This is a genomic window from Thalassobacterium maritimum, from assembly GCF_031127805.1.
Lineage (GTDB): Bacteria > Verrucomicrobiota > Verrucomicrobiia > Opitutales > Coraliomargaritaceae > Thalassobacterium > Thalassobacterium maritimum.
In genome coordinates this window covers 129,546-149,008 of record NZ_JARXHW010000001.1, presented here as the reverse complement: position 1 = coordinate 149,008, position 19,463 = coordinate 129,546, and the positions used below count along the sequence as shown (strand labels likewise).

General features: G+C 53.9%; 18 protein-coding genes. 12 read left to right on the top strand and 6 right to left on the bottom strand.

Annotated elements, in window-relative coordinates; all coding sequences use genetic code 11:
* Positions 1–29: 29 nt before the first annotated feature.
* From QEH52_RS00620 to QEH52_RS00610, 3 genes are read left to right on the top strand one after another with little or no spacing between them, the layout of a single operon-like run.
* Complete coding sequence (locus QEH52_RS00620; protein ID WP_308947973.1) at positions 30–527, top strand: hypothetical protein; 498 nt, start codon at positions 30–32, stop codon at positions 525–527.
* Between the two features lie 14 nt (positions 528–541).
* The gene (locus QEH52_RS00615; protein WP_308947972.1) at positions 542–1,039 is read left to right on the top strand and encodes a hypothetical protein; all 498 of its coding nucleotides are present in this window, start codon (positions 542–544) and stop codon (positions 1,037–1,039) included.
* Positions 1,040–1,069: 30 nt separating this feature from the next.
* Positions 1,070–2,074, top strand: coding sequence for a murein hydrolase activator EnvC family protein (locus QEH52_RS00610; RefSeq protein WP_308947971.1), 1,005 nt, complete (start codon positions 1,070–1,072; stop codon positions 2,072–2,074).
* Between the two features lie 3 nt (positions 2,075–2,077).
* Here QEH52_RS00610 and topB read toward each other — a convergent pair whose 3' ends face one another.
* Positions 2,078–4,630, bottom strand: a complete 2,553-nt coding sequence (topB, locus tag QEH52_RS00605) for a DNA topoisomerase III (protein ID WP_308947970.1) — start codon at positions 4,628–4,630, stop codon at positions 2,078–2,080.
* Positions 4,631–4,770: 140 nt separating this feature from the next.
* On the opposite strand from topB, the gene lpxK reads away from it, so the two are divergent.
* The 3 genes from lpxK to QEH52_RS00590 all read left to right on the top strand — a co-directional run bounded on the left by lpxK (position 4,771) and on the right by QEH52_RS00590 (position 8,195).
* Complete coding sequence (gene lpxK, locus QEH52_RS00600; protein WP_308947969.1) at positions 4,771–6,015, top strand: tetraacyldisaccharide 4'-kinase; 1,245 nt, start codon at positions 4,771–4,773, stop codon at positions 6,013–6,015.
* A 59-nt stretch (positions 6,016–6,074) separates the two neighbouring features.
* Positions 6,075–7,292, top strand: coding sequence for a nucleoside monophosphate kinase (locus QEH52_RS00595; protein WP_308947968.1), 1,218 nt, complete (start codon positions 6,075–6,077; stop codon positions 7,290–7,292).
* Between the two features lie 219 nt (positions 7,293–7,511).
* Positions 7,512–8,195: a DUF6901 family protein gene (locus QEH52_RS00590; protein ID WP_308947967.1), complete on the top strand. Its 684-nt coding sequence runs from the start codon at positions 7,512–7,514 to the stop codon at positions 8,193–8,195.
* A gap of 65 nt (positions 8,196–8,260) precedes the next feature.
* On the opposite strand, the gene QEH52_RS00585 is transcribed toward QEH52_RS00590, so the two are convergent.
* Positions 8,261–9,079, bottom strand: a complete 819-nt coding sequence (locus QEH52_RS00585) for a hypothetical protein (protein ID WP_308947965.1) — start codon at positions 9,077–9,079, stop codon at positions 8,261–8,263.
* A 103-nt stretch (positions 9,080–9,182) separates the two neighbouring features.
* Here QEH52_RS00585 and QEH52_RS00580 point away from each other — a divergent pair, with 103 nt between their 5' ends.
* Positions 9,183–10,205 carry a vWA domain-containing protein gene (locus QEH52_RS00580; RefSeq protein ID WP_308947964.1) on the top strand — a complete coding sequence of 341 codons (1,023 nt, stop codon included), beginning with the start codon at positions 9,183–9,185 and terminating at the stop codon, positions 10,203–10,205.
* Positions 10,206–10,220: 15 nt separating this feature from the next.
* On the opposite strand, the gene QEH52_RS00575 is transcribed toward QEH52_RS00580, so the two are convergent.
* Entirely contained in the window at positions 10,221–11,348 is a 1,128-nt protein-coding gene (locus QEH52_RS00575; RefSeq protein WP_308947963.1) for a glycosyltransferase family 4 protein, read from the bottom strand.
* 148 nt (positions 11,349–11,496) lie between these two features.
* On the opposite strand from QEH52_RS00575, the gene miaA reads away from it, so the two are divergent.
* Entirely contained in the window at positions 11,497–12,381 is an 885-nt protein-coding gene (gene miaA, locus QEH52_RS00570) for a tRNA (adenosine(37)-N6)-dimethylallyltransferase MiaA (RefSeq protein ID WP_308947962.1), read from the top strand.
* Here the strand turns inward: miaA and QEH52_RS00565 are convergent, their stop codons facing one another.
* Complete coding sequence (locus QEH52_RS00565) at positions 12,382–13,503, bottom strand: substrate-binding domain-containing protein (RefSeq protein WP_308947961.1); 1,122 nt, start codon at positions 13,501–13,503, stop codon at positions 12,382–12,384.
* Between the two features lie 87 nt (positions 13,504–13,590).
* On the opposite strand from QEH52_RS00565, the gene gmd reads away from it, so the two are divergent.
* The 4 genes from gmd (at position 13,591) to upp (ending at position 17,402) form a co-directional block, all read left to right on the top strand.
* Positions 13,591–14,607 carry a GDP-mannose 4,6-dehydratase gene (gene gmd / locus QEH52_RS00560; protein ID WP_308947960.1) on the top strand — a complete coding sequence of 339 codons (1,017 nt, stop codon included), beginning with the start codon at positions 13,591–13,593 and terminating at the stop codon, positions 14,605–14,607.
* The gene (locus QEH52_RS00555) at positions 14,600–15,547 is read left to right on the top strand and encodes a GDP-L-fucose synthase family protein (RefSeq protein WP_308947959.1); all 948 of its coding nucleotides are present in this window, start codon (positions 14,600–14,602) and stop codon (positions 15,545–15,547) included. The genes gmd and QEH52_RS00555 overlap by 8 nt, the downstream gene beginning before the upstream one ends.
* A gap of 428 nt (positions 15,548–15,975) precedes the next feature.
* Entirely contained in the window at positions 15,976–16,773 is a 798-nt protein-coding gene (locus QEH52_RS00550) for a purine-nucleoside phosphorylase (protein WP_308947958.1), read from the top strand.
* An 8-nt stretch (positions 16,774–16,781) separates the two neighbouring features.
* On the top strand, positions 16,782–17,402 hold the full coding sequence (gene upp, locus QEH52_RS00545; protein ID WP_308947956.1) for a uracil phosphoribosyltransferase: 621 nt from the start codon (positions 16,782–16,784) through the stop codon (positions 17,400–17,402).
* Positions 17,403–17,496: 94 nt separating this feature from the next.
* On the opposite strand, the gene QEH52_RS00540 is transcribed toward upp, so the two are convergent.
* Together QEH52_RS00540 and pyk are read right to left on the bottom strand one after the other, a co-directional pair.
* On the bottom strand, positions 17,497–17,976 hold the full coding sequence (locus QEH52_RS00540) for a hypothetical protein (protein ID WP_308947954.1): 480 nt from the start codon (positions 17,974–17,976) through the stop codon (positions 17,497–17,499).
* A gap of 41 nt (positions 17,977–18,017) precedes the next feature.
* On the bottom strand, positions 18,018–19,439 hold the full coding sequence (gene pyk / locus QEH52_RS00535; RefSeq protein ID WP_308947952.1) for a pyruvate kinase: 1,422 nt from the start codon (positions 19,437–19,439) through the stop codon (positions 18,018–18,020).
* Positions 19,440–19,463 lie beyond the last annotated feature (24 nt).

Sequence of the window (19,463 nt, the reverse complement as noted above, 5' to 3'; positions counted from 1 at the left end):
AGGCTACCGAGCTTATCTTTTCTGCATCTATGGAATGGCAATTTAAAACTATCGCGCGCAAATCGACTCTGAGTGCTGAGGCCTTCAATCCGGGCGATCAAGTGGTCTGTTTGATTTATAAGGACGACGTCGCCGGCGAGTTGGGGCGTGCGGATCTACGCCCTGACGAAGTAGAGCTCTTTGAGTTGCCCGGTGAGGTGCTGGGGCGCTGGGTTCGGGTGGTTAAAGAGCCCGACGAAGAGAGCAGCACTGCCCGCGAGACCATGGCCTCGGCTGAGGACTTTTTTTTCTCACTCTTTGAGCATGAGCAGCCTGAGGCACGGGAGGAGTCGGACATGTTAAAGCATTTACTCTCGCTTATGTTGGAGCGTAAGCGTGTGCTACGTGCTCTCGGTACGCGCCAGACTGCGGGCGAGCAGACTTATCTGCACGTGAAATCCAAGCGTCAGATGCAGGTGCCGATTGTCGATATTTCTACGAAACTAATGCTCAAAATTGAAGACACCATTGGTGATATTATTCTTTAACTCATACACAACACATGCGCCCAATTGCCCTCTCATTCCTTCTTGTATTCACTAGTCTCGCTTTTTTCGTTGGCTGTAAAAAAGATAAGCTCGAAAATTTATACATTCCACGCCTGATGGTTGAGAGCCGCGGGGTGAATTTTAATTCGATGGGCGGGGATACTGCGGTGCTACCCAAGAGTGGCACCACGATCAATATTCAGGCGGATCCCATCGTGACTGAGTTTGACATTCGCAATGTCGAACTGGTCAAAGTCGATCGCGGCATGGCGCTGCTGTTGCAGGTCGATGGGAAAGGTGCACGTGATCTGTATCGAGCTTCTGTGACGAATATGGGTGGACGTATTGTGTTGATGGTGAACGGAAACGCCATCGGAGCGCGTCGTATCGATGGCGCAATCCCGGATGGCAATTTGTACACTTTTGTCGAGGTGGACGACGCTGAGTTGGAACAACTGGTACTCGATTTGAGACGGAGCCTTCGCGAATTGCAGGCAAAGAAGAGCTGGTAGGCATTCCAATCCCTTCGACGATCGTATTTTATGAAGAGACAACAGATTTTTCTGCTGCTAGCTTTACTCGTGCCTCTGTGCGTGCAGGCCAATTTGATTTGGCCGACACCGAACCCTGCTTTTCAGAACGGTGAGTCCATCGAAGCCTTCATTCAGCCGACCGTATCGGGCATCGTCGAGTCGGGGCTATTTGGCTGCGTGCGTAACAGCGGGCACCGCTTTCACGAGGGGCTCGACCTCTATCCTGTCAAACGAGACCGTAGCGGGGAGCCGCTCGACCCTGTTTACGCGGTGCTGCCGGGGAAGGTCGTGCATGCGAGCCGCGTGCCGGGCCATAGCAGTTATGGGCGCTATGTTGTGATCCAGCACGATCGAGAGGTGCCCAGCTACCACACCCTCTATGCGCACCTCGCTAGTGTCGCAGATGGCGTCGTGCCGGGCGCCCGTGTTGAGGCCGGCTCTGTGATCGGTATTATGGGGCGCTCCGCGACTTATAGCATTCCCACTTCACGCGCTCATGTGCACTTCGAAGTTGGATTCCGGCTCACGGACGATTTTCAAACCTGGTATGATCGTAAGAAATTCGGTAACAAAAACCAACATGGCAGCTGGAATGGCATGAACTTGGTCAGTGTCGACCCGCTTGCATTTTATCAAGCCATTCGAAATGGCAGTGTGAAGAACCTGTATGAACATCTGCAACACCTGCCCGCGGCCGCACGCATTCGTGTCTATAGCGCGCGTGTTCCGAGCTTTGTGAAGGACTACCCTTCGCTGCTTACGAAGCCGTTTGAGGGGCAGCCTGTGGTCGCCTGGGACATAGCATTTACCAAATATGGCGTGCCCAAGGAGTGGACGCCCCGTTTTGCATCCGACAACTTGGCGGGCAAGCCAGGCGACGTGAAGGTGATCGCCTATAACCCCAGCCTGCTCGACGATCAAACTTGTCGGCGCGTGCTTAATGTCAGCGGATCTCGCCCCGCAATTGCATCTGGGACGATTTCCACCATCAAGAAACTATTTGGCTTCAAGTAACGCTTAGTTCGCGGCCTTTTTGACGGCTTTTTTGGCAGCCTTCTTGGTGGGGCGCGGTGCGAATTCGAAACCAATTTTACCTTTCTCAAAGTCGAGGGTTAGGTGGGCTTTGAAGGCACGCTTGGTACGCTTTGAGATGAAGCCATCCAGTAAGGGTGTCTTGCCCTCGGTGAAGAGCTTTTCGACGTCCTCGGCCAGCAACTCCTTTTGCAAAATGACCTTGCCCAGACGGAAGCCGTCGGGCGAGTCCTTGGGCTTGAAGTCGGGCAGGTGATAAGCTTTGTCGGTGGCGTAGAACTTCGCTTCCAAGCCATTCTTCAGCGTCAGTGTCTTGAGCAGTTGCTCGTCTGTCAGCTCTTCGGCGGACTCTAGGTCGTCGTCGAAGACGAATTCGGTCTTCCACTTGCCCAGCTTGCCAGTCTTAGAGACGGTTTGCGCTAGTTTTAGAGCTGCGCTAAATGGTTTATTAAAGCGAGAGACAAAGCCGTCGGTCTCGGGCAATGCCTTGGTGGTGAACAGTTCGATCGCTTCGGCTTCGCTCAGCTTGCGCCCTGCGATGTGCTTGGATATGCGGAAATCGCACTCTTCTTCACGGCACTCGTAGGTGGCGTCGGTTTGTTTTAAGCGAGGGGCGCCACAAGCAGGGCAGGGGCACTCCAGATCGGGGAACACGCGGTTGACTAAAGTCTCCATGTGGGCGCGTGCTTTCTCTACGACATCGGCGGTGAAGCTGTTGATCTCTTGCATGAAGGCGTCGCGCTTGATCTCGCCCTTTTCCATTTTGTTGAGCTTGGCTTCCCAGTCTCCCGTCATGGAGGGTGAGCTGAGCGCCTTAATGTCCATCTCTTCACAGAGTTCGATCAGGCGTAGGCCTTTGCCAGTGACATTCAGCTCGCGACCATCGCGAGCGATGTATTTTTGGCGGAGTAGACCTTCGATGGTGGCGGCGCGTGTGGCCGGTGTGCCTAGGCCGCGCTCGGACATCGCCTCGCGCAGTTCGTCGTCGTCGATCAGCTTGCCTGCACCTTCCATGGCTGCGAGTAGAGTGGACTCTGTGTAGCGCGCGGGAGGGTTGGTGCTCTTGTCTTCGACTTCGATCGATTCGGTTTGTGCGCTCTCGCCATCCTTGACGGCGACCAGTTCATCCTTGGTGGTCGCGACTCCAGCGACGCGACCGTAGACAGCCAGCCAGCCAGGGTAGGTCAATGTCTTACCATTCGTGAGGAAAGTATCTTTTTCTGTGCCGTGATTGATCGTCGTGAGGCGCTTGGTGACTTCGAACTCGGCGTGCGGGAAGAAGACCGCGATGAAGCGTTTGACGACCATGTCGTAGAGTTTGGACTCTTGTTCGTTGAGCTTCACGACGCGGCCCGTGGGGATGATCGCAAAGTGATCGGATACCTTGGCGTTGTTGAAAATGCGCTTATTAAAGCTGACGCGGTCCTCCTCGATCGCCTTGGCGGCCCATTCGGCGACGGGGTGCTTGGAGCTGGCGAGCTCACGCATGGTTTCGTGCACCTTGCTCATGTAGTCCTCTGGCAGGTAGCGTGAGTCGGTCCGTGGGTAGGTGAGCATCTTATGGCGCTCGTAGAGTGCTTGCGCCAGGCCCAGTGTGTTTTTCGCGGTGAAGGGAGCTTCGCGTTGCAGCGTGGTGAGGTCGTAAAGTTGCGGTGCGATCTGCTTGGTCGGCTTTTTCTCTTCGCTTACGATGCCTTCCTTGCCAGCGCAGCGTTCTCGGATCGTGGTCGCGGTTTGCTGATCCCAGATGCGCTCGGCGCGGCCGTGCGGTTGTTCGGGGTTTTTCTTCCAGCCTAGATCCACCCATTTGCCTGGGTAGTTACCCTGGGTAACGGCAAAGTCGGCGTGCACCTCCCAGTAGTCTTCGGGCTTGAAGGCTTGGATCTCGCGTTCGCGCTTAGCTAGAATCGCGAGGGTGGGGGTTTGCACGCGGCCTGCAGCCGTAATATTGAAGCCGCCATGGCGCGAACGGAAACAGGTGAGGGCGCGTGTCGAATTAAGCCCAACGAGCCAGTCCGACTCAGAGCGGCACTTGGCGGCATCGGCCAAATGCGACATTTGCTCGCCTTCGCGTAGAGAATTCCATGCTTCCAGAATCGCACTCTTGGTCATGGATTGCATCCAGAGGCGTTTGACCGGCTTCTGAATGTTGCCGATGTCCATAATGTATTGGAAGATGAGCTCCCCTTCTCGGCCGGCGTCACATGCGTTGATGATGACGTCGAACTCCTTTTTCTTTGCCAGTGCGAGCACATGCTTCAGGCGGCCCGAGCTTTGCTCGATCGGCTGTAGCTCAAATTTTTCGGGAATGGCTGGCAGCACCTTGAAATTCCAAGGTAAGTTCTTGCCATTGGGCCCGGTCGGCATCTTTAGCTCGACAAGGTGGCCGACTGCAGAGGTGATCGCTGCTTGATCGCTTTCGAAATAGGTCGCATCGCGTGATTTTCCCTTTTTGGTAAATTTGCCAAGTTCTGAGCTGAGTGCTTTGGAGAGGTCGGTCGCGACGGAAGGTTTCTCGGCGATGATTAAATATTTCATAAACAATAGATACGTTGAAGTCTTTGCAGATCACAGAGACTTGCTGTTTTTTCGAGAGAAAGCGGTGATTAAATCTGGCGTCAACCTTCTTTCTGGTTTTTGAGATTCGCTTTATTTACAATAATCACCTTTTTTGACCTATGCCCTCACTCCGTAGAATCCGTTATAAGCTCGCTCGAGCAGCGGATGACTTTGCCCAATTTACCGCTGATGTGATCTATGATCGCCGGCACGGGCGTGCCGCAGAGGTGATGGGCACTTTTCTACATCTGCTGTCTTATTTGTTCAGTGGGATCGTGCAATTACGCTGGTATCTGTACGAGCATCGCATTTTGCGTAATAAGCCGCTGGGCTGTATGGTCGTGGTGGTGGGAAACTTGACGGTTGGCGGCACCGGGAAGACGCCAGTGGTTGAGAAATTTGCCCGCACTCTAAATGAGCGAGGCCGCAAAGTGGCCATCCTGAGCCGAGGTTATAAGAGTAAGAAAGAGCCCTTGCCCAAAAAGCTCTGGCGCAAGTTGACCCATGGCGAAGAAGCGCCGCCGAAGATTGTGAGTGATGGCAAGAACGTGCTGCTCGATTCCGAAGTGGCGGGCGATGAGCCCTATATGCTAGCGCAAAATCTGCCCGGAGTGGTGGTGCTCTGTGATAAGAATCGTGTCAAAGCGGGCTCCTTCGCAATTCGTAAGTTTGGCTGCGACACACTGATCCTAGACGATGGCTTTCAATATCTGCCGTTAAAAGGTCGGCTAAACCTCTTGCTGGTCGATAAGACCAACCCCTTTGGAAACCAACATTTATTGCCACGTGGGATCTTGCGCGAACCGATCAAGCACCTGTCTCGCGCCAGCTATATCTTCCTGACCAAGTCCGACGGGGTGCGCGATGAGGCCCTGCTCGAACTCATCCGTGAACACAATCCGAAGGCCGAGATCATTGAGTGCGCCCACAAGCCACAATACCTGCAAGCGGTTGGCAGCGATGAAAAACTCCCGCTCGATTCCTTGCAAAACGCTAAAATTGGCGCTTTCAGTGGGATTGCTTCACCGGAGAGTTTCGAGAGCATGTTGCGCGCATTTGGTGCAGAGATCCGTTATAACCAGCGCTTTCTCGACCACCACCGCTTCACGCGCTATGAAATTGAGCGGCTGTACCGTAAGGCCGGCATGGCCGACCTCGACATGATCGTCACCACCGAGAAAGACGCCGTGCGCCTATTCGACGATATCACAGCTCCGGTGCCAGTTTATTATCTGCGGCTCGAAATCGACATCCTTTCGGGGGAAGAGGATTTCGAAGGCGCGACCGAACGAATTTGCCGCCCGCGCACGCAACAGCCATCTATTACGCGTGCTCCTTGGCCAGAATCCATGAATGAGGCTTGATCTCATTAGTGGATTTCGCCACTGCTAAGAGTTTTCTTCACTTACCAACTTATACTGATATGGCTTCCGATCCCGCCAACACTGAGGGCAACCCAACCGAGAATAAAGTCGTCGACCTAGAGGTCAAGGACGCTCAAATCATCTTCAATTCCGTCTGGGCTAGCCTCGTTGAGGAAAAGGGGAAAGAGAACTTACGCTTTCCCAAAGAGATTTTCTGGCTCAATGGTGCGCCCGGCGCAGGTAAGGGCACCAATACCAATTTTATCATGCAGTATCGCGATCTCACGGCTCCGCCGCTAGTGGTGAGCGGCTTACTGAAAAGCCCCGAAGCGCAGAAAATGAAAGATGCCGGTATGCTTGTCGGCGATCGCGAGGTGATCGAGATTATGCTGCGTAAGCTACTCGACCCCGTGTATAAGACCGGGGCGGTGGTCGATGGTTTTCCTCGCACCAAGGTGCAGGTTGAATGCGTGAAGTTGCTCTATCAAAAGCTGATTGATCTGCGCAACCAGTTCAAAGAGACCCTCTACTCGGAGTATTTTAAAAAGCCACACTTCCATATCGTGGTGCTCTTCATCGACGAGAAAGAAAGTGTTAAGCGTCAGATGCATCGTGGCCTCGAAGCCCAGGCGCACAATGAAGAAGTGCGCGAGTCGGGCGTCGGCGAGCTCGAAGAATTGCGCCCGACCGATCTCGATCCCGATGCCGCGCTCAACCGCTATCGCACATTTAAGGAAAAAACCTACGACGCGCTCAAAGAGCTGCGCGAGATTTTCTTCTACCACTTTATTAACGCCCACGGCTCGTTGGAAGTGGTGCGTCAACGTATCGATGAAGAATTGCGCTATCAAGGCTCGCTCGAACTCGATGAGACGACCTATGATCGCATCTCGAGCATTCCCGTGGCGATGTCGATTTCCAAGCATGCGCGCCAAGAGTTGGTCGACCGTCTCGATGCCTATGTCGAGCGCCAAGAACCACTCTTTACGCAAGTCGTCGAGCTCATTAAGCAGGATTTTATCCCCATCATCGAGCGCCACGCCATCTCCGGCACCGCAGTGGTGAATACAGAGAGCAAGGTGTTACATGATCTGGATGCTCTGGCCATGTTGATCGATATCTTCTCCGAGCGCGGTTACCATGCCATTGTAGATGTGCATCGCGAAGAGGTCCCTGACTCGATCGATCCGAAGACTTTTAAGATTAAAACCCGTATTAAGTTAATTTTCCGGGTGCGTGTGCAGTTTAAAGCTTCTGAGATTCGTCGCGGCCGCTAAGAGCTCCTCTGATACGTGTGCTCTTTAGCTCGCTGGAGCGGGGCTTAAGTATGTGCGTGTCTGCATTTTGTACTTTATGTGACGGGCATTGACTGTCCAGGATTGTTGTTGTGAAAACGTCTTCTTGGTAGGTTGATGGGTCGCCAAAGTTTGGTAAATGCATGCGTCGGGTGTGATTCGGTGTCGACCTCATTAAATAATTATCTAAACAAGAGTGCCATGGATTCCGAAAATGTTGTTTATCGCTTTGAACTGAAAGATCGCGAGATCGAGTTTGATGTGGCGACGCGTCCTGGTCAGGTGAATGCAGACGAAGCGCACCCTGAGTGGGCGCGCCTTGGTTATAAACAATGTAAATGCTGCCCGCTCAAGGAGGCCGACTGTGCCTATTGTCCCGCAGCCACTCGTATCAATGAAGTGATTGAGGCCTTTGCCGACAGTCAGTCCATTGAGCGTGTGAAAGTGACTGTGACCACTGCGGAGCGCAGTTACTTCGATGATTGCGATTTGCAGGTCGGCATCAACTCTCTGCTTGGGCTGATGATGGCGACCAGTGGCTGCCCCGTGTTGAAAGAGCTTGGGGCAATGGCCAGCTTTCACATCCCTTTTTGCACGACTCGCCAAACATTGCATCGCACAGTGGGCTCTTATCTTGTGAAGCAATATTTCAAACAGCGTCGCGGCGAACAGGCCGATTGGGAGTTTAAGGAACTTAAAGAGCTTTACGGTGTGCTAGAGGGTTTGAATCAAGATTTCTCTAAGCGTATTCAAGCTTCAGCGACCAGCGATGCTTTGACGAATGCAATCATCATGTTCCTCGCCACATCGGTGGTGGTGGCGAGCTCCTTAGATGATCAACTCGCTCGCCATGAAGCCTATTTGACCAACTCGCCGAACATGTAGGCAGGGGGCCAATCACGTAAATTCGGCCTTCTTCGGGCTCGGTGCGAACGCAGGTGCCGCCTCTTTTAGCTCAATAGGATCAAGTGAAATGCGCCACCGATGAGAAGTGCCGCATCCACCAGCACTCGGAAGCTCTCGATCGTGATGTGCGCTCGGTAGCGATGCAGCAGACCCAGCAGCACAAAGCTCAATGCCAGTCCCTGCCACAGATCGCCACGATTCCATAGCACCAGCGCCGCCCCCGTCCAAGCGAGTGGGCTCAGCCAACGCTCTGCGACCAAGGTCGCCAGCGAGTGCACCCGCATCTTCGCATCGATGTGCTTTTCCTTCGCTCCGATGATGAGACAGTTTAGCAGGCACAAAAATGCGAAAGCTTGGTAAAAGTCCGTCGACACCGTGTTTGGCAGAAAGATTTGCACGCCGCCTGCGTAGATCAATGCCACGCAGATCTCTTTCGGGAAGAATCGGCGCGAGAGTTTCTGGTTTAAGAGCGTGTAGATTAAGCAAATGATCAAGAGCTGCACCCCCTTTGTTAGTTGTTGCGGGCTCAATTGAGTCGCCAATAAAAGGTCGACTCCCAATGCGACAAACCACACGCGCCAGAGTGGTCGCGCGTAGCGCTTCGAGAAGTCGTGTCGCGTCGAAAGTAGGGCCGCTCGCTCGCGCGAGCGCACATCGTAGAGTCGGTCGGCCACGTAGCTTAGCCAGACTGAGAGGGCCAGCACCGCATGCGCCACCCAAGTGATTTCCAGTGAATGCGCCCGCTCCAAGGCCAGTAGCCACAGCGCAGCAATCAGTGCTGCATCGATCGCTAGCACATTCGGCCATTGCCAGATTTTAGTAGAGGAGCGCATATGGATGAGTCGCGGGAGTATGCCTGCCATTTCTCTAATAGCTAGAATTTTGAGCCCGTATCCTCGGTTCTCTGAACCGGGGCGGTATCCTCGGTTCTCTGAACCGGGGCGAGGCATTCAACATTTGCAATGCGTGAAGCAGCGCACACACTGGTGCATCATGCCGTCCGCTCCTGCGCATAATTCTGCCGAATCTGCACCGAAACGCTCCAAGCTCGGGCCCTTGGCATTGGCGCTTTTGATTCAGGTGGGGCTGCTCTTCTTGGCCGTATTCGTCGTGGTGCTGGTGCCTGAGTTTAAGTCCGATCCCGAATTCGTCGCGCGTAAGAAGATTTATCTCCCGCAAAAAGAATTGGAGCACAAAGTCGCGCTGGCCGAATTTCAAAACGCAGCCAGCTCGCCCATGCAGCTAGAGCGCATCAGCACCCAAGCCTTGTTGCCTGATTCTATGCCGGCGTTGCCACAGATGCCAAAAAGCGACTTTAACCCGATCGAGCGCAATCCCGCGGCCCTCCAGTCTGACTCGCTGCTCGGGCAGTCTGGCGTGTTGGGTGCTTTGCAAGGTCTGCAAACCGGTAGCTCCTCCGCTTCACTATTCGGGATCGAAGACGCGGGGCAGCGTATTCTGATTCTTTTTGATAACAGTTCCAGTGTCTGGAACAAGGCTAGCAAGGCGGGTGTGACCACCGAGCGCTTTATACGAGAGCTTTCTTCATTGATCGATGGACTCAGTGCCAATACCCAATTCGCCATGGTGCCCTTTTCGCGCAGCGTTGGCAGCTTTCGCGATTACATGATCGCCGGCGGCATTCGTAACAAGCGCGCCGCCAAAGCATGGATCACTGAGAAGGTACGCACCCAGTCGCTGATGACTCAGCTGCCCCATGCCGCGGATGGTGTGCAGGGCGCTTTCATGGTGGCCTTTCAAATGGAGCCCGATGTGATCTTTCTCGTCTCCGATGCTGATTTCCAGCGTAACATTCCGAAGCAGGGCGATGTTCCATGGGACGAGCTCGAACGCACGCTACGTGATCTCACTCGTGAATATGGCATCGAGCCCCGTATCCACTTTATCGGCTTTCAGGTCGAAGCCGAAGCCGCCGGATACATGGAAAAAATTACTCGGCGCTACAAAGGTAAGTTTCGCACGCTGTGATTGGAGGCGTCTGTGCTATGACTCGCTCTGAGCCTCTTCCAAGTCTGTCACGAATTGTTTGACGATGCCGGTCCAGCCCAAGCTTTCGGCAGTGCTACGTGCTGCGGCTCGGATTTGGGACCAATCGTTTTGCGCTGCCAGTGCGCGGTCGGTGGCTTTTAGGAACGCTGTGTTGTCGTCGAAGGGGGCGAGGAAGCCGTTGTTGCCGTCTTCGATATAACGGCCGGGGGCGGCGTAATCGTAGGCGAGGGTGACTAGGCCGGATGCCATCGCCTCGGTTACGACATTGCCGAAGGTCTCGGTCACACTGGGGAACACAAAGAGGTCGGCAGATGCGTAGTGGCGGGCGAGGTCCTCGCCTTTTTGCATGCCAGCAAAGATGAAGTCGGGATGTGCCTTTTCCAGTTTTGCGCGCTCGGGGCCGTCGCCTACGAATACGCAGGCGGCTTCGGGATGGCGTTGCTTGATTTGCTGAAAGGCTTTGGCGGCGAGAGGAATGTTTTTCTCGGCGGCCAGGCGACTGACGAAGAGTGCCACGATGCCGTCGTCATCCACACCCCAGCGTTGGCGCAGGGCGGCGTCGCGTTTTGCGGGGGCAAAGAGGGCGGTATCCACTCCGCGGCCGAGCAGGCGGGTGCCTTGTATGCCCATGCCTTTTAGTCGCTCGATGACATCTTGCGAGGGCGCGAAGGTGCGGCGGGTTTTGTTATGAGTCTTTCTAAGGAAGCCTTGCACCATCTTTTCCAGAATAGGCAGTTTGTAGTGCTTCATATATTCGTGAAAATTGGTATGAAAGCCAGATACGATCGGAATGCCGAGGTCGGCGGCGGCTTTGATCGAGGATTGGCCCAGCGGGCCTTCGGTGCCGGCGTAGATGATGTCGGGCGTATCTTGAGCCCAAAGCGTGCGTAACTTGCGTCGACAGGGCAGGCCGAAGCGCAGGCCGTCGTAGCCAGGCAACGGTAGGCCGGTCACGATCGTTTCGTCAGGGTATTGCGCATTTTGAGCTTCGGAGCTTTGGCGGGGGCGCACGATGCTAACGCTATGGCCTTGTCTGCGTAGTTCGCCGCTGATACGGTGCAAGGTCATGGCGACGCCGTTGACTTCGGGCGGATAGGTTTCGGTGACGATACAGATTTTCATTGTTTTGTGTGTAAAATTGTCAGCAGTAGTCACACTGCTGGGAGATGAGGCGTCGCTGCAGGTGCTACATGGTTGCCATGCTTGGATTGTGGTACAAGTGTTCGCCAACGACGTAGATTAGACAAGCCGAGAACCGCGCGTTACAGCAATGGAACAATTATTACACATCATTACAGGGCCCACCGCGGTGGGCAAAACGGAATATGCGCTCGCTTACGCAGAAGCGCATAATGCGGAGATTGTCTCTTGCGATGCCTCCTTGATTTATCGCGGCATGGATATAGGCACAGCCAAGCCCAGCCCTGCTGAATTGGCGCGAGTGCCGCATCATTTGATCGATTTAAACCTCGTCAATGTGCCCTACGACATTGTGGCTTATGTGCGCGATGCGCAGGCTGCGGTGGCCGATATTTTGAATCGTGGACGGTCCGTTTTAGTGACTGGGGGCAGCGGGTTTTATTTAAAGAGCTTTTTTGCACCAGTGATTGATGTTGTGAAAGTGAGCGATGCGGTGCGATCCCAAGTTGCTGCGCTCTATGAAGCTGAGGGCTTGTCCGCTTTATTGGCTGAGCTGAGCATGCGTAGTCCGCAAGGCTTGGGGAATTTGGATATTAAAAACCCCCGTCGCGTCTTGCGAGCGCTGGAACGCTGTATCGCCTCTGGCAAGGATTTACCGACTTTACAAGCGGAGTTTGCCGCTCGCCCCGAGCCCTACGCTGATTGCACGAAACACTACATCTTACTCAGTCGTGACAAGGAGAATCTGCAACAACGCGTGGCGCATCGCGCCCAGCAGATGTTGGCCGCGGGACTGATCGAAGAAGTTGAGGGCCTCTTAGCACTTGGAATTAAGGAAAACCCGAGCGCCGCATCTGCGATCGGTTATCGAGAAACTATTGCTTTCCTAGAAGGGCAATTGTCACGAGAGGAGCTGCTACCAAGCATTGTGCAAAACACGCTGCACCTAGTCAAAAAGCAGCGCACCTGGTTTCGCACCCAGATCCCGAGCCCTGATGAGACGATTCAGTTCTGATTAACGCTCTCGATAGACTTTGGGCGCGCTGCCGCATTGCTTTTTAAACCAAGCAGAGAAGTGGTGTGCGCTGGGGTAGCCGCAGCGCAGGCCGACTTCCATGATGGGGAGCGGGCTTGTGCGTAGTAAATGTTGAGCCAATTGTAAGCGTGCTCGAGCCAGCATTTTGTAGGGGCTGCTGTTGAATTGCTCGTGCACTGCAAGTTCCAGAGAGCGGCGCGATACGCCGATGTGTAGCGCTAAGGAGGTGGCGTCGAGCTCTGGTCTTGCGAGGTTTTCCCGTATATAATTGGCGGCTTGCTGACCGATGCGGGCGCGGTTGGAGGCGAGTGAGGATTCGCGGGGAATCAGTTGACTCGGCATTTGTAATTGCAGGTCCACGGATGGATGGCCTTGCTGGATCGTTTCGTGTAGCGCTTTTGCAGAAAGGTAGCCTGTCTCGCGGATGGCTTGTTTGAAGCTGCTGATGCCAATGCCAGCAAAGATGGATTCTGAGGGGTCGTTGTCCACGCCAACGACTAATATGTCTTTGCCACAACGTATGCCTTGCTGGCGGGCGAGTGTGATTAGTTCGCGTGCGCTCAAATCGTTGGAACAGAATATGCCGATTAGCTCGGAGGCATTCTTCAATCCCTTCAGTTGCTCGGCTAGGCTTGGGCCAGGGCGTAGCAGTTCGAGTTTACTTTCTAATTGGTAGCTGCGCAGTCCCGCACGAAAGCCTGCCTCGCGCAAACGTGTGTAGTGCACGCCATCTGCACCGAAGAAGGCGAAGCGCTGTGCCCCTTGCGCGCGCAGGTGCTCGGCGGCCGCGTAGCCCGTCGCGTGATCGTCGGGGCTGACGGTGGGCACCACGCTTATTTTCGAGAAGTTAAACATGTTAATTGCCGGCACTCCAGTATCGAGCAGCCCCTGCACCCAACCGTCGCTCACAAAAGTGCCGAGTGCGCCTGCTAGCCGGCCCGAGCGCGCCAGTTCCATGAGCCGAGTCTCAAAGCCGAAGTTGAGCGGCATTAATTGCCAGTCCAACTGCGCCTCCGATAGATAATCCGAGGCTCCACTGAAAATCTCCGCGGCATGCCGGAAATTTAAATCAAAGGCGATCGCGACGGTTTTTTCATCCATTTTCATTAATATTACGCATATATATAAATAACTTTACGTAAATACGAAAAGACAGCGCAGGGAAATCTGCTATAATTCGGCGCAATTATGAAAAAAGCACTCATCACAGGAATCACGGGGCAGGATGGATCTTATCTTGCGGAACTATTGCTCGAAAAAGGCTACGAGGTGCACGGCATCATCCGCCGCTGCTCGACTTTTAATACGCAGCGCATCGACCATTTGTATACGGATCCACACATCAACGGCACCAAGATGTTTCTACACTACGGGGACTTGGCCGATGGTGTGATGCTGATGAAGCTGCTGTATCAAATCCAGCCTGACGAAATCTATCACCTCGGCGCGCAGAGTCACGTGCGCGTATCCTTCGACGTTCCGGAATACACTGGCGATGTCACCGGTCTCGGCACACTTCGTTTGCTGGAGGCGATTCGCGAAGTGGGTCTCGATGGAAAATGCCGCTTCTACCAAGCATCCTCCTCGGAAATGTTTGGTATGGTTCAACAGGTGCCACAAACTGAGAAAACACCTTTCTACCCACGCTCCCCTTACGGTTGCGCCAAAGTATATGCCTATTGGCTGACAGTGAACTACCGTGAGTCCTATGGCATGCATGCGACCAATGGTATTTTGTTTAACCACGAATCACCACGCCGCGGAGAAACTTTTGTCACGCGTAAGATCACGCGTGCGGCCACCCGTATTAAGTTGGGGCTGCAGGACAAACTCTACCTCGGCAATCTTGATGCGCAGCGCGACTGGGGCTATGCCAAGGAATACGTCGAAGCGATGTGGTTGATGCTGCAGCAAGACGAGGGCGACGATTATGTGATGGCGACCAACGAGACCAATTCGGTCAAAGATTTTGTCATCGAAACCTTTAATCTACTCGATTTGGATTGGGAGAAATATGTGGATTATGACAAGCGCTATGAGCGTCCGACAGAAGTGGATCTCTTGATCGGCGACCCTGCCAAAGCAAAGAAACAACTCGGTTGGGAGCCCAAGGTCAAATTCAAGGATTTGGTAAAAATCATGGTTGATTCGGATCTAGTGCTGGCCAAGCAAGAGCTCGCCTATAAGCAAGCGACCAATGGATAAGCAGGATAAAATCTACATCGCGGGACACCGCGGCATGGTGGGCGGCGCGGTTGTGCGCGCCCTCAAGAGCGCGGGTTACGACTCGATTCTCACGCGCACCCGCAGTGAGTTAAACTTACTCGACCAATCGGCGGTGCAGGCCTTCTTTGAGGCTGAGCGCCCCGATGTTGCCGTGATCGCGGCTGCACGGGTGGGAGGCATTCACGCCAATAATACCTATCCGGCCGAGTTTATGTATGAGAACTTGGCGATCGCGCAAAACACCATTCATGCCGCCTATCAAGCGGGCGTGAAGCGTTTGCTCTTTCTCGGCAGCACCTGTATTTATCCGAAACTTGCGGAGCAACCGATTCGTGAAGAGTCGCTTTTGACTGCAGCTTTGGAGCCCACCAACGAAGCCTATGCGATCGCCAAGATTGCAGGCCTAAAAATGTGTGAGTTCTATCGTCGCCAGTATGGGGTCTGCTACCACTCCGCAATGCCGACCAATCTATACGGTCAAGGAGATAACTATCATCCGCAAAATTCACATGTATTGCCTGCGTTGATACGTCGCTTTCATGAAGCGAAGTTGAATGAGGCACCCGAAGTTGCGATCTGGGGCACTGGCACGCCGCTGCGTGAGTTTTTGCACGCAGACGATGCGGCGGCTGGCATTTTGCATTTATTGCAATTGGAGAACCCACCTGATTGGGTGAATCTCGGCTGCGGCACAGACATTTCGATCGGCGATCTCGCTCGACTCGTCATGCAAGTGGTGGGCTACCAAGGCGAGCTCCGTTTTGATACCAGCAAGCCAGACGGCACGCCGCGGAAGTTGACTGATATTTCCAAGATCAAAGCAACCGGGTGGTCTCCCGAAATCGATATCGAGCAAGGCGTGGCCATGGCGTATCGATCCTTCTTGGAGGAGCAAGCTGATGGAACCTTACGCGAATAGTGGCGAGGGTCTTTAGACCCCGTTTGCGTCGGGTGGGTGCCGAATCGTGCGGCAAGATGGAACCGAGGCTAAAGCACTCGGCTACGATTTGAAAAGTGGCGGGGTTCTTTAGACCCCGTTTGCGTCGGGTGGGAGCCGAATCGTGCGGCAAGATGGAACCGAGGCTAAAGCACTCGGCTACGATTTGAAAAGTGGCGGGGTTCTTCAGACCCCGTTTGCGTCGGGTGGGAGCCGAATCGCGCGGCGAGATGGAACCGAGGCTAAAGCACTCGGCTACGATTTGAATAGTGGCGGGGTTCTTTAGACCCCGTTTGCGTCAGACTTGTCTCAGACAAAAGTTGCTTTGAGCAAATTTCATGTCAGCTTGCTTGGCAGCGGCTTTGGCTATGCGAGGTCGTGCTTGTTGATCTACGTACTTCAAATCGATTATGAAACTGCCGCAATTGCCCAATGAACTGACTGACTTTCAACCTGAACTGGGGCTGATTTTAGGCTCTGGCCTCGGCTTCTTTGCGGATGATCGCATAGAGGTCGTGGGCCGCCTGCCTTATGGTGAGATTGAGGGCTTTCCCGTTTCCACCGTCCCGGGCCATGCGGGGCAATTTGTTTACGGCACTTTGGAGGGCAAGCGGGTGATTTGCATGCAAGGGCGTTTTCACTTTTACGAGGGCTATCAAATGTCCGAACTCACTTTGCCGATCCGTCTGATGCACCACATGGGTGTGCACACGCTCTTCGTAACCAATGCGGCCGGTGGCATCAATCGTGACTATGTCCCGGGCGATTTCATGATGCTGAGTGATCATATCAATTTCCTCGGTACCAATCCGCTGATTGGCTGGGAGGGCGATGAAGGGGTGCGCTTCCCTGACATGAGCGAAGTCTACAATGGCGCGCTCCGCAGTAAAATCCGTGCTTGGGCGCAGGCGCATGACGTGGATCTAAAGGAAGGCGTATATTTGGCCACAACGGGCCCAAGCTTTGAGACTCCGGCTGAAATTCGAGCCTTTGCTGCGCTGGGGGCCGATGCGGTCGGCATGTCGACTGTGCCCGAGGCGATCGTTGCGCGTAAATTCGGCATGCGGGTCTTAGGTATTTCGTGTATCACTAATGCGGCCGCCGGAATTTCCAAAACCGAACTTAGCCATGAGGAAGTTTCTGAAACGGCGGATCGTGTGCGTCCCCAGTTTGCGGACTTGTTAGCTGCTGGGGTAAAACTCGCTTAAAGAATATTATGACCACAGACCTATCCAGTCATCCACTCGTACAACATTATTTAACGATCTTGCGTGATCGTTCGACCTCGGCCTCTGAGTTTCGACGCTGCTGCAAGGGGATGACGGAAGTCATCATGGTGGAGGCGGCCAAGTTGCTCAGTCTCGATTCTGTAAAAGTGCAAACCCCGCTGGAAATGGCGGATGGTGCGCACCTGAGCCCGGGGGTTGTCTTTGTGCCGATTTTGCGCGCAGGCTTGGGCATGCTGGATCCTGCAATGGATATCATTCCTGGCTCCAGCGTTGGTTACATAGGTATGGAGCGGGACGAAAATACCGCTGAGGCGAGCTGTTATTATGCAAAAATGCCGGATTTGACTGCGAGCTCGCAGGTTTTCGTGCTCGACCCGATGTTGGCTACGGGGGGCTCCGCTGCACAATGCGTGGAGCAAATTAAGGCCCATGGTGCCAAGCGTGTAAACATGGTTTGCATCATTGCTGCGCCCGAAGGCATTGCTGCGTTTGAGGCGGCGCATCCCGATGTGCCGATTGTGGCCGGCAAGATTGATCGTGAGCTGAACGAGGATCGATACATTCTGCCCGGACTGGGGGATTTCGGAGACCGCTTGTTCAACACCTGAGTGCTTCGCTAGGTCCGGCAAGTAGTCGCTCTATGCGCATAAAAAAGGCAGAGATCGCCTGTGCGATCTCTGCCTGTAATGCATGAATATTTGCTTAGAGTGATTCCTGCTGCTCTGTAATGGAATCTGCAGGGCTGGATGTGTGGTCGACCAGTTCAAGCCTTGCAATATCGACTGCCTCGCAGATTTCCGTCAGCTTGTTCTTGTTGTAGGTGGGTAGATCTTCGCTTGCCTGCATGGAGGCGAAGCGTTCGCATACAGCTTCGCCACGTGTGGAAAGCGCACGTGCTAAGACTGTATCCAGCTTGGAACGTGCGTCCTTTTTCAGATACCACACCTTGCGATGTAGGGCCCCGACTGCGATTCCGTTGTCGATCATGGCTGCGAAGGTCTCTTTGGAGCCAGCGTCCATGCTCGATACTGCTTGTTCATAGATGTTTAGTGGAAACTGCAACTCACTAGCGATGGCGTAAGCTCGCATATTAGTGGCACCGTAGCGCGCACCAAATTCGAAGATTGCAATGCCCGCAAATACGAGTGCAAGCGGGAGGAGGAGTGATTTTATCTTATCCATGAGCAGGGGAATGCGTGTAGGTCTATCCTGAAGGATAGACCTTAATCTATAGCGCGGATCTGAGTGCTGTCGATCAACTTTTCACCTGCATACATCTTTGTGATCACGACGATGGGGTCGCCTTCTTTGCGCCAGCCTTGGCGCTTGAGGCGTCCAAATGCGCGTTGGATCGTGGTTTCATGGTCGTGGTCGAACTCCATGAAAAACGGCTCAACGCCACGCATGATCAGCAATTGCTTGAATAGCACTGGGTTATCCGTGAAGGCGTAAATCGGCACATTCGGGCGTAACGAGGAGAGCTTTTGTGCGAAAATACCGCGACGTGTGAAGACCACAAGCGAGCCATCCAGATCCGATGCCAGATAGGCAGCGGAACGCAGCATTTTAGAGCGTGGCAGGCGCAGTGAGAGGTCTTTACGTAGCACTTGTGTTTCTTCCTCCTCGATACGAGTGGCGATACGCTGGATGGTTTCCACACATTCGACCGGGTATTTACCCACAGTGGTCTCACCGGAGAGCATGACACAGTCGGCTTGCTCGCGGATCGCGTTTGCGATGTCGGTGACTTCCGCACGTGTTGGGATCGGTGATTCAATCATCGATTCCAGCATGTGAGTGGCCACGATGACAGGCTTGGTGCCTTGCACGCAGGTGTTGATCGCACGTGTCTGAATGATCGGTAGATCCTCAAACGGGCATTCGATACCGAGGTCACCACGAGCGACCATCAGGCCGTCGGATGCCTTGATGATGCCATCTAGGTTGGCAATGGCTTGCTGATCCTCGATTTTTGCGATGATCTTGGCCTTGGAGCCATGATCTTCCAGATAGGTGTGGAATTCTTCCAGATCCTTAGGTTCACGCACGAAGGAGAGTGCGAAAAACTCGATTTCTTGCTCGATGCCGACATCCACATCGCCCTGATCTTTTTTGGTCAAGGCTGGCAGGTTGACACGCACACCTGGCAGATTGATGTGGCGGCGGTTGCCCATGGGGCCAGGGATCAGCACTTGGCAGCGCACGCGAGAGCCCTCAATGCGTAGCACGCGCAGGCGAATCAGGCCACTGTCGACGAGAATGGTGTCGCCCTCATTAATGTCTTTGGAAAAGCCCGGATAGTTCACATCGACGCGGCGCAGACCTTCCTCCGTGGTGCTGCCGATGCCTTCACCATAGGTGAATTCAAAGATTTCGTCTTTTTCTAGCTCATAGGTTTCGGGCACGTCGCAGGTGCGGATTTCGGGACCTTTCACGTCCATCATGATCGCGATGTGGCGACCCACTTTGTCACAGACTTTGCGCACGCGTTGGATGATTTCTCGTGTCCATGCGTGATCGGCGTGTGCCATATTAATGCGGCAGATATCAACGCCAGCTTTGATCAATTTCTCGAGTGTGGCCTCGTCCTGGGTGGCAGGACCAATCGTGAAAATGATTTTGGTTTTATGTACGGTTCGTTTCATAGTAAAATTCGTGGGGAGAATTTT

What these genes read in the sequence shown, in the direction of transcription:
- QEH52_RS00620 (WP_308947973.1), top strand. Translation starts at nt 30, where the DNA reads ATGGAATGGCAATTTAAAACTATCGCGCGCAAATCGACTCTGAGTGCT.
- QEH52_RS00615 (WP_308947972.1), top strand. Translation starts at nt 542, where the DNA reads ATGCGCCCAATTGCCCTCTCATTCCTTCTTGTATTCACTAGTCTCGCT.
- QEH52_RS00610 (WP_308947971.1), top strand. Translation starts at nt 1,070, where the DNA reads ATGAAGAGACAACAGATTTTTCTGCTGCTAGCTTTACTCGTGCCTCTG.
- topB (WP_308947970.1), bottom strand. Translation starts at nt 4,630, where the DNA reads ATGAAATATTTAATCATCGCCGAGAAACCTTCCGTCGCGACCGACCTC.
- lpxK (WP_308947969.1), top strand. Translation starts at nt 4,771, where the DNA reads ATGCCCTCACTCCGTAGAATCCGTTATAAGCTCGCTCGAGCAGCGGAT.
- QEH52_RS00595 (WP_308947968.1), top strand. Translation starts at nt 6,075, where the DNA reads ATGGCTTCCGATCCCGCCAACACTGAGGGCAACCCAACCGAGAATAAA.
- QEH52_RS00590 (WP_308947967.1), top strand. Translation starts at nt 7,512, where the DNA reads ATGGATTCCGAAAATGTTGTTTATCGCTTTGAACTGAAAGATCGCGAG.
- QEH52_RS00585 (WP_308947965.1), bottom strand. Translation starts at nt 9,079, where the DNA reads ATGGCAGGCATACTCCCGCGACTCATCCATATGCGCTCCTCTACTAAA.
- QEH52_RS00575 (WP_308947963.1), bottom strand. Translation starts at nt 11,348, where the DNA reads ATGAAAATCTGTATCGTCACCGAAACCTATCCGCCCGAAGTCAACGGC.
- miaA (WP_308947962.1), top strand. Translation starts at nt 11,497, where the DNA reads ATGGAACAATTATTACACATCATTACAGGGCCCACCGCGGTGGGCAAA.
- QEH52_RS00565 (WP_308947961.1), bottom strand. Translation starts at nt 13,503, where the DNA reads ATGGATGAAAAAACCGTCGCGATCGCCTTTGATTTAAATTTCCGGCAT.
- gmd (WP_308947960.1), top strand. Translation starts at nt 13,591, where the DNA reads ATGAAAAAAGCACTCATCACAGGAATCACGGGGCAGGATGGATCTTAT.
- QEH52_RS00555 (WP_308947959.1), top strand. Translation starts at nt 14,600, where the DNA reads ATGGATAAGCAGGATAAAATCTACATCGCGGGACACCGCGGCATGGTG.
- QEH52_RS00550 (WP_308947958.1), top strand. Translation starts at nt 15,976, where the DNA reads ATGAAACTGCCGCAATTGCCCAATGAACTGACTGACTTTCAACCTGAA.
- upp (WP_308947956.1), top strand. Translation starts at nt 16,782, where the DNA reads ATGACCACAGACCTATCCAGTCATCCACTCGTACAACATTATTTAACG.
- QEH52_RS00540 (WP_308947954.1), bottom strand. Translation starts at nt 17,976, where the DNA reads ATGGATAAGATAAAATCACTCCTCCTCCCGCTTGCACTCGTATTTGCG.
- pyk (WP_308947952.1), bottom strand. Translation starts at nt 19,439, where the DNA reads ATGAAACGAACCGTACATAAAACCAAAATCATTTTCACGATTGGTCCT.